This window comes from Streptomyces sp. CO7, assembly GCF_053474865.1.
Window position 1 is genome coordinate 251,291 of sequence record NZ_JBRIOU010000009.1, and the last position, 9,035, is coordinate 260,325.

Consider the following 9,035-nt stretch of genomic DNA (forward strand, 5'->3'; position numbering starts at 1 on the left):
GTTCCACGGGGGTCGGGGGTCTCCCGCCGCCGTCTCGGCGTCACCGGGGTACGGCGCCGACAGCCGGCCCGGCAGGCAGACGATCGGCTCGGCAGGGACGCCGCGGAGGACGGTCGTCCGGTCCGCGTGGCGGCTGCCGCGACCCATGACAGCATTCACTGATTCGGTCATGTCAATAGTCGACCGAAACATTCGCGGACCCCGGCGGGAAAAAGCGGAGACGGTAACTAAACCGGTCGCTAAACGTGGCCGGAATCCGCTCACGCCGATATCGCATTCACCGGTGGCGAGGGCTGCCGCAGTACCCCGCCGGGCCGCCCGGCGACCCGTGACCTCGTCCGCGAGGACGCGCGGGACCTGCAGCAGCGTCCCGCCGATCGGCACATCCCCGCCTGCGGGAATGACGCCGGGAATGTCCGGCGGAGCAGGGCGGGAATCGCGACGAAAAGGCGAGTTCACCCGGAAGCGGATGGCGTGACCGGCGAACTGCCGCGCCCCAAGCGCCCGGCCGGAACGCCGGTCGCCGATGATCCGCGGCAGCCGCGACACGGGAACGCGTCGCGCGGGGCACTCACCCGGGCCACTTCAGCCGGATTGGCCCGGGACCGCACGCTCCCACCCGCCTAGCGTCGAGCACGACCGGCCGCCACCTCACCGACCCTGGACACGCCATGCCCCTGCGCTACCGCCACGTCGACGTGTTCGCCGGCACGGCGTTCACCGGCAACAGCCTTGCCGTCCTCCCCGACGCCGCGGGCCTCTCGTCGGAGCAGATGCTCGCGATCACCCAGGAGCTCCGGCACTTCGAGACGATCTTCCTGAGCGGTGTGGGCGGTGTGGACGGAGGGCGGGAGATATCCGCCCGCGTGTTCGACCTCTTCGAGGAGCTGGACTTCGCCGGTCACCCGGTCCTGGGGGCGGCCGCCGTCCTGCACGAGCGCGACGGGGGCGCCGCACCGCGACGGTGGACGTTCCGCCTGACCGGCAGGACCGTCGAGGTGACGACCCGGCGTACCGGCACGGGGTACCACGCGGAGCTCGACCAGGGGCCGCCGGAGTTCCTCGCGACCGTGCCGGCGGAGGGAAGGTCCGAGATCGCCGCGGCTCTCGACCTGCCCGTCGGCGCGCTGGCCGGCCTTCCCCTGGACGTCGTCTCCACCGGCCTGCGCTACCTCATGGTGCCCGTGGTGGCGGGTCTGGCCGGGGCGAGGATCGTCCGCGACGACTTCGCGGAACTGCTCGGCCGCTACGGGGCGCAGTTCGCCTACCTGCTCGACGTCGGGGCCCTGGAGGGCCGGCACTGGAACAACGACGGGGTGCTGGAGGACGTCGCGACCGGCAGCGCGGCCGGCTGTGTCGGCGCGTACCTGGCGCGGCACGGCGTCGTGCCCGTCGACGAGGCGTTCGTGCTGCGGCAGGGGCGCTTCACCGGCCGCCCGAGCCGGCTCGTCGTCCTGCCGCAGGGGACTCCCGGTGCGCTGCACAACGTCCGGGTCGGCGGCGACGTGACGATGGTGGCCAAAGGCTCCCTGGACGCCCTGCCCGCGGGACCTGGGTGACCCGGGTGACCCGGGTACCCGCCACGGCCCGCATGCCCCGCGACGCCCCGATCCGGCGGCTCCCGCCTGTCGAGCGGGCCCGAGAGACCCCCTCACGCGGGCCCGAGGACACAGAACTCGTTGCCCTCCGGGTCGGTCATCACCTTCCACGGGAAGTCGCCCCGCCCTGCGTCGGCGCGGGTGGCGCCGAGTCCTTCGAGCCGGGCCACCTCCGCGGCCTGAAGGCCGGCCTCGAACGGGTGGGGTGCCAGGTCGAGATGGGCCCGGTGCCGGACACCCTTGAGGTGGGGCGTGCGGACCAGTTCCAGGTAAGGGCCGGCGTCCTCGGCGGAGCGCAGCAGCGCGTGCTCGTCGGTCACCTCGTGCACGGTCCAGCCCGTCGCCTCCGCCCAGAACCGGCCCGTCACGCTCGGGTCCGCGCAGTCGAGGACCACCGCGGCGATCGGTCCGGTGTCCCGGTGGATCTCCCGCGGCTCCAGGACGCAGAACGTGTTCCCCTCGGGGTCGGACAGGACGGTCCACGGGACGCTCCCCTGCCCCGCGTCGGCGGGCGTCGCACCGAGGTCCCGCAGACGGGCGACCAGCTCCGCGTGGTGGGCCGCGGAGCTGCTGGCGAGCTCCAGGTGCACGCGCGTGTCCACGGTCTCCGGATCGGGCACGGCGATGATGTCGACCCGGACGGCGGCGGGGTCCGGCCAGGCGACGTCCGAGGGCTTCACGCTGGTGGCGCCGTCGCCCGCGCCGGAGGCGGTCCAGCCGAGCGCCTGGGCCCAGAAGCGGCCCAGCGCCGCGTCGTCCCGGGCCTTGAGGTTCACCTCGAAGAGTCGCAGCGTCATGACGGCGACCCTAGGCGGCGTCGTTCCGGACGCCAACCCGCTTTCCCTGCACGCGGGTCAGACGGCCACCGCCTCCGCCGTCTCCTCCTCGGCGTCCCGATCCTCGGCCGTGGGCAGCGGTGCGGGCCGGGCGGCCCGCCGGGCCCGCCGTTCGGCGCCGTCGGCCGCGGCGAGGGCGACGAGACCCACGGCGAGCCAGAGGACCAGCGAGACGATCCTGCCGGTCAGGCCGGGACCGGAGGGGAAGTAGAGCAGGCTGCGGACGCCCTCGACGAAGCCCGCCCCGTTCCAGAAGGCGTGCAGGGCGCCGAAGAAGCCGTTCTGCAGCTCGGGACGGAAGATGCCGCCCGAGGTCGTGAAGTTGAGCATGACGAACAGCGTCATCATGGTCAGCGTGGTCCACCGCTTGAGGAACGTGTGCAGGCCGACGCCGATCGCGACGATGCCCGCCGAGTAGAGCCAGGCCATCCCCCACACCCCGGCGAGGCCGTGGTCGACGATGTGGAACACCGGGCCGGCCAGGACGATGCCGATGACACTCACCACCAGCGAGGTGGCGAGACCGATGGCGGCACGGGTCCACAGCCGCAGGGCGGCGCCGGCCGCGCCGATGGCGGCGACGCTCGCGTAGGACCCGATGCTGATCGTCACCAGGACGAAGAAGAGTCCCTGGCCGGTGGGGTCCCCCTCCGAGGTGGGCGCCAGGTCGGTCACCGACAACGTCGCGTGCTGCTCGGCCGCGACCTTCCCGAAGACGGTCTCCGCGACGGTGGCCGTGGTGTCGGAGTTGGCCTTCGCGACCAGCAGTTCGGGGTGCTTCGCGGAGGGGACGTACGCGGCGGCCAGGTCCCGGTGCAGCAGACGGTCCACGGCGGCGTCGCGCGTCGGGACGGTCCTGACGTCGAGGCCGTCCCCGGCCTTGTCCTCGAGGGTCTGCGCCAGGACCTGCGCGCGGGTCCCGGTCCCGACGACCGCGACCTCCATCCCGTGCGGCGCGGGGGCGTGGAAGGCGCCCAGATAGGCGAGGCCCATGCCCAGGCACATCAGGAGCGGGGTCAGCAGGTGCTGCGCGACGTGTCCGACGCTCTCACGCAGACGGGGAGCGGCGTGAGCGGACACTGCTCCCGGAGCGGCGGCGGCCGGGGAAGCGGTCATGGAGAGGGCCAGCCCTTCAGTTGACGGATACAGAGCGATCGGGAAGAGTGATTGGCAATTACAACTACTTTCCTTGTATCGTACATCTAAATGGCCCGAGGCGTGGCCCCTCCGCCGTCCGGCGGAGGGGCCGGGTGGTCGTCAGCCCTGGTGGAGCGCCTTCCTCAGGGCCTCGACGGCCAGGTGGCGGGCGACGTTCGCGCCGCGGGTGTCGCGGAGGCTGTCCAGCATCAGGAAGTCGTGGACCATGCCGAGCACGCGCACGGCGGTGACGTCGACGCCCGCCTCGCGCAGCTTGTTGGCGTACTTCTCCCCCTCGTCGCGCAGCACGTCGGCCTCGTCGGTGACGACGAGGGTCGGAGGCAGACCCCTGAGCTGGTCGAGGCCCGCCCGGAGCGGGGAGGCGTGGGGTTCGGAGCGCTGCGCGGGCTCGGCGTACTGGTCCCAGAACCAGATCATGCCGTCCCGGGTGAGGTAGTACCCCTCGGCGAACTGCTGGTAGGACGGCGTGTCGAAGTCGGCGTCGGTCACCGGGTACAGCAGGACCTGGGCCTTGAGGTCGAGGCCGCCGCGCTCCTTGTTCATCAGGGCGAACACGGTGGACATGCATCCGCCCACCGAGTCGCCGGCCACGGCGACGCGGGAGGCGTCCAGGCCGTGGCCGGCGCCCTGCTCCTGCAGCCACCGGCCGACCGCGTAGTTCTGCTCGACCTGCGTCGGGTACTTCGCCTCGGGCGCGCGGTCGTACACGGGGAAGACGCCGGCCGCTCCGGCGCCGACGGCCAGTTCGCGGAAGAGCCGGTCGTGGGTCTTCTCGTCGCCGAACACCCACCCGGCGCCGTGGATGAAGAACACCACCGGCAGCGGGCCCACCGCCCCCTTGGGCCGGACGATCCGGGTGCGCACCGTGCCCCACTCGCCGGCGTCGACCTCCACCCACTCCTCGTCGACCTCGGGACGGGGGACGCTCGCGTCGCTCTGCAGCCCGAGGAGGATGTCCCGGCCCTTCTCCGGCGGCACCTCGTAGATCCGGGGATGCGGTTCGGTGGCCTCGGCCAGCGCCTTCGCGGCGGGCTCCAGGTAGGGCGTGACGGGCGGCGGCAGGGTCGTCATGCGGGACTCCAGTCGTGTCGGGGCGCCCGGCACGCCGGTTCCGGCGGCGCGGGCGCCGCACCCCCCGTTCCTCCCACCATGTTCCCGGCGGTCGCCGGAGCCGCAACCTGGGGAACCGGCGCCGCCTACGGCCGCCGGGCGGACTGCCGGTCGGCCGCGGCCAGCAGGGCGTCGAGCAGCCCGGGGAAGAGGCCGTCCAGGTCGTCGCCGCGCAGGCAGTTCATCTTGGCCGTGCCCCGGTAGATCTGCCGGATGACGCCGCTCTCGCGCAGCACCCGGAAGTGGTGCGTGGTCGTGGACTTGGTGACCGGGAGCTCGAACTGGGAGCAGCTCAGCTCCCCTCCCCCGGCGGCCGCGAGCTCCCGCACGATCCGCAGGCGCATCGGGTCGGACAGCGCGTGCAGGACCCCTTCGAGCCGGATCTCCTCACGGACCGGGTGCGGGAGGTCACGGCTGCCGGCGGATGTGCTGATGGTCATGGCGCCCATGGTACGACGACCTTCGTAGTTTGACATCCACCGTACTACGACGGCTATCGTACAAGTCGACCGTCCCGTCCGTGACGAATGGAGGCGCCGTGAGCGCGCTCTTCGAGCCTTTCACCCTGCGCGAGCTGACCATCCCGAACCGCGTGTGGATGGCCCCGATGTGCCAGTACTCGGCCGCGCCGGACGGCCCCGAGGCCGGCGCCCCGCACGACTGGCACTTCGCCCACTACGCCGCCCGCGCGGCCGGCGGCACCGGCCTGATCCTCACCGAGGCGACCGCGGTGAGCCCCGAGGGCCGCATCTCGCCGCAGGACCTGGGTCTGTGGAACGACACGCAGGTCGAGGCGTTCCGGCGCATCACCCGCTTCCTCGTCGCGCAGGGCACCGTGCCCGGCGTCCAGCTCGCCCACGCCGGCCGCAAGGCGTCGACCGCGCAGCCCTGGAAGGGCGGCGCCCCGGTCGGCCCCGACGCCCACGGCTGGACCCCCCTCGCACCGAGCGCGGTGCCGTTCGCGGAGGGGCATCACCTGCCGCACGAGCTGACGGTCGGGCAGATCCGGGAGATCGTGGACCGGTTCGCCGAGGCCGCCCGGCGGGCGCGTGCCGCGGGCTTCGAGGTCGTCGAGGTCCACGGCGCCCACGGCTACCTCGTCAACGAGTTCCTCTCCCCGCACTCCAACCACCGCACCGACGCCTACGGCGGCTCGTACGAGAACCGCACCCGCTTCGCGCTGGAGGTCGTGGACGCGGTGCGCGCGGTGTGGCCGCAGGACAGGCCGGTGTTCTTCCGCGTCTCGGCGACCGAGTGGCTGGAGGAGGGCGGCTGGAGCGCCGACGACACCGTCCGCTTCGCCGCGGACCTGAGGGCGCACGGCGTCGACCTGCTGGACGTCTCCACCGGCGGCAACGTCTCCGGCGTCCGGATCCCCACCGGCCCCGGCTACCAGGTGCCCTTCGCCGCCCGCGTCAAGGCGGAGACCGCGCTGCCGGTCGCCGCGGTGGGGCTGATCACCGAGGCGGACCAGGCGGAGAAGATCGTCGCCAACGGCGAGGCGGACGCGGTGCTCCTCGGCCGCGAGTTGCTGCGCGATCCGTACTGGGCCCGGCGTGCGGCCCGCGAGCTGGGCGCCGAGATCCGGGTGCCGGACCCGTACCACCGGTCCGTCTGACCGGTCCCTGGCAGCGAGCCGCCTCCGATCGCCCGCCGCGGTCGCACACCTCCGCGATCGTCCGCCGCAGCCGTGCCGCTGGTGACGGGCGGGCGGCCGGCGGAGGATCGGCGGGCGCGACACGCGCGGGGGTAGGAGGCGGCGGCCCGCCCTGCGCACGCCCCGGCGCCGCGACAGGAGGGACGCGGCAGCACTCGCACGGGGTGGACCGTGCCAGGTCCGCGCGCTCTCCCGCCGGGGCGCGCGCCCCGGCGCCTCGGCAGGGGGTCGCGGGAGCAGCCGCGGCGCGCGATGGCACGGCGCCCTGACGACGACCGCCGGCCGTGTCGCCAGGGCTCGGGGCCCCGGCGGCACGGCCGGCGTCATTCGTCGGGCGGGCACCGCTCCGGTGCCCGCCCGGTGTGCCGCTCCGGTCAGCCGGCGGCGAGCAGCTCCAGCGTGTCGATCACGCGGTTGGAGAAGCCCCACTCGTTGTCGTACCAGGCGACGACCTTCACGTGACGGCCGTCGACGCGGGTGAGCTCCGAGTCGAAGATCGACGAGGCGGGGTTGCCCGTGATGTCGGAGGACACCAGCGCGTCCTCCGAGTACTCGAGGACACCGGCCAGCGGGCCGTCCGCCGCCGCGCGGTAGGCGGCCAGCACGTCCTCCCGCGACACCTCGCGCGAGACGGTCGTGTTGAGCTCGACGATCGAGCCCACCGGCACCGGCACGCGGATCGAGTCGCCCGACAGCTTCCCGTCGAGGTTCGGCAGCACCAGACCGATCGCCTTCGCGGCGCCGGTCGTGGTCGGCACGATGTTGACGCCGGCGGCACGGGCCCGGCGCGGGTCGCGGTGCGGGCCGTCCTGCAGGTTCTGCTCCTGCGTGTAGGCGTGCACCGTGGTCATGAACCCGTGCTCGATGCCCGCCAGTTCGTCGAGGACCGCGGCCAGCGGGGCGAGCGCGTTGGTGGTGCAGGAGGCGTTCGAGACGATGGTGTGCAGCGCCGGGTCGTAGGCGTCGGTGTTGACCCCGTACGCCAGCGTGACGTCGGCGCCGTCCGCCGGGGCGCTGACCAGGACGCGCTTGGCCCCCGCGTCGATGTGGGCGCGCGCCGCCTTGGCCGAGGTGAACCGGCCGGTGGCCTCCAGGACGATCTCGACCCCGAGCTCGGCCCACGGCAGCTGCGCGGGCTCACGCTCGGCCAGCACCTTGATCCGGCGTCCGTCGACGACGAGGACGTCCCCGTCGACGGTCACCGGGCGACCGAGGCGGCCCGAGGTGCTGTCGAAGGCGAGCAGCCGGGCCAGCGCCTTCGGCTCGGTCAGGTCGTTGACGGCGACGATCTCGAGGGTGGTGTCGCGCTCCAGCAGCGCGCGCAGCACGTTGCGTCCGATGCGGCCGAATCCGTTGATGGCGATGCGAGTCATGGGTGATGTCCCTTCCTTTCGCCTCCAGCCTCCCTCGCAGGTCACGCGTCTGACAGTGGCGAGATCGCCACAGTTCGCAAGGATCGTGCCACCGGCTCGATCCCGTCGCCCGACGGCGGGCCGGCTACTGCCCCTGGGTGAAGGTGCGCCGGTACTCGCTCGGTGTGGTGCCGAGGATCCGCTGGAAGTGCAGCCGCAGGTTCGCCCCGGTGCCCAGGCCGACGTCCGCGGCGATCTGCTCCACGCTGCGCTGCGAGCGCTCGAGCAGTTCGCGGGCCAGGTCGATGCGGGCGCGCATCACCCACTGCATCGGGGTGTAGCCGGTCTCCTCGACGAAGCGCCGGGAGAAGGTGCGCGGCGAGACCTCGGCCTGCCGGGCCAGCACGTCGAGCGTCAGCGGCTCGCCCAGCCGGTGCAGCGCCCACTCGCGGGTGGAGCCGAAGCGCTCGCCCTTCGGCTCGGGGACGCTGCGTGGCACGTACTGTCCCTGTCCGCCGCTGCGGTAAGGCGCGGCGACCAGGCGGCGGGCCGCGTGGTTGGACGCGGCCACCCCGAGGTCGCCGCGCAGGATGTGCAGGCACAGGTCGATGCCGGAGGCGGCGCCGGCCGAGGTGAGCACGCTGCCCTCGTCGACGAACAGGACGTTCTCGTCGACCCGGACCAGCGGGTGCCTGGCCTGCAGGGCCCGCGTGTAGTGCCAGTGCGTGGTGGCCCGCCTGCCGTCGAGCAGGCCGGTGGCGGCGAGGGCGAAGGCGCCGGTGGAGATGGCGGCGAGCCGGGCCCCCCGGGCGTGGGCGGCGACCAGTGCCTCGACGACGGCCGGCGGCGGATCCTCACGGTCGGGGAACCGGTAGCCGGGGACGAAGACGATCTCGGCCCACTCCAGCGCCTCGAGACCGTGCGCGACGGCGTACGACAGGCCGTCGCCGCCGGTCACGAGCCCGGGCGTCGCGCCGCACACCCGCACCTCGTACGGCATGCTCGCGCGGGTCGTGAACACCTGCGCGGGGATGCCGACGTCGAGCGGCTTGGCGCCCTCGAGCACGAGCACGGCGACGCGGTGCAGACGGGGACGGGAGGCCGGCATGGGGAAAGGCTACGTGCCGCCCCGGCGATGCCTCTCCCGCGCCCCGGGCCCTGTCGGGCGCGCACGAGAGCGCCCCACGCCCTGTCAGGCGCGTACGAGACGTCCCAGTGCCCACCGGGCGGGACCGGCGTACGCGGCGAGGGCGAGGGCCGGGCCCTCCAGGCGCAGGGTGGTGGCCGAACCGGCGGGGCGGGTCAGCACCGCGTGGTGCAGCCG

General features: G+C 73.6%; 8 protein-coding genes. 2 read left to right on the top strand and 6 right to left on the bottom strand.

Annotation, left to right across the window (positions count from 1 at the left end; all coding sequences use genetic code 11):
• The first annotated feature begins 671 nt into the window (after positions 1 to 671).
• Positions 672 to 1,559: a PhzF family phenazine biosynthesis protein gene (locus ACOV8S_RS27705; protein ID WP_448321182.1), complete on the top strand. Its 888-nt coding sequence runs from the start codon at positions 672 to 674 to the stop codon at positions 1,557 to 1,559.
• A 92-nt stretch (positions 1,560 to 1,651) separates the two neighbouring features.
• Here the strand turns inward: ACOV8S_RS27705 and ACOV8S_RS27710 are convergent, their stop codons facing one another.
• From ACOV8S_RS27710 to ACOV8S_RS27725, 4 genes are all read right to left on the bottom strand, one after another.
• Positions 1,652 to 2,395 (bottom strand): VOC family protein, encoded by a 744-nt coding sequence (locus ACOV8S_RS27710; RefSeq protein WP_448321183.1) that lies wholly within the window; start codon positions 2,393 to 2,395, stop codon positions 1,652 to 1,654.
• A gap of 57 nt (positions 2,396 to 2,452) precedes the next feature.
• Positions 2,453 to 3,550 carry a hypothetical protein gene (locus ACOV8S_RS27715; protein ID WP_448321184.1) on the bottom strand — a complete coding sequence of 366 codons (1,098 nt, stop codon included), beginning with the start codon at positions 3,548 to 3,550 and terminating at the stop codon, positions 2,453 to 2,455.
• 141 nt (positions 3,551 to 3,691) lie between these two features.
• A complete protein-coding gene (locus tag ACOV8S_RS27720) occupies positions 3,692 to 4,663 on the bottom strand; it encodes an alpha/beta hydrolase (RefSeq protein WP_448321186.1) in 972 nt (323 codons plus the stop codon).
• Between the two features lie 125 nt (positions 4,664 to 4,788).
• Complete coding sequence (locus tag ACOV8S_RS27725; RefSeq protein ID WP_448321188.1) at positions 4,789 to 5,142, bottom strand: ArsR/SmtB family transcription factor; 354 nt, start codon at positions 5,140 to 5,142, stop codon at positions 4,789 to 4,791.
• Between the two features lie 98 nt (positions 5,143 to 5,240).
• On the opposite strand from ACOV8S_RS27725, the gene ACOV8S_RS27730 reads away from it, so the two are divergent.
• Positions 5,241 to 6,320 (top strand): NADH:flavin oxidoreductase/NADH oxidase, encoded by a 1,080-nt coding sequence (locus ACOV8S_RS27730; protein WP_448321189.1) that lies wholly within the window; start codon positions 5,241 to 5,243, stop codon positions 6,318 to 6,320.
• Between the two features lie 413 nt (positions 6,321 to 6,733).
• Here ACOV8S_RS27730 and gap read toward each other — a convergent pair whose 3' ends face one another.
• Complete coding sequence (gene gap / locus ACOV8S_RS27735; protein ID WP_448321191.1) at positions 6,734 to 7,732, bottom strand: type I glyceraldehyde-3-phosphate dehydrogenase; 999 nt, start codon at positions 7,730 to 7,732, stop codon at positions 6,734 to 6,736.
• Between the two features lie 124 nt (positions 7,733 to 7,856).
• A complete protein-coding gene (locus ACOV8S_RS27740) occupies positions 7,857 to 8,819 on the bottom strand; it encodes a GlxA family transcriptional regulator (protein WP_448321193.1) in 963 nt (320 codons plus the stop codon).
• Positions 8,820 to 9,035: the final 216 nt, after the last annotated feature.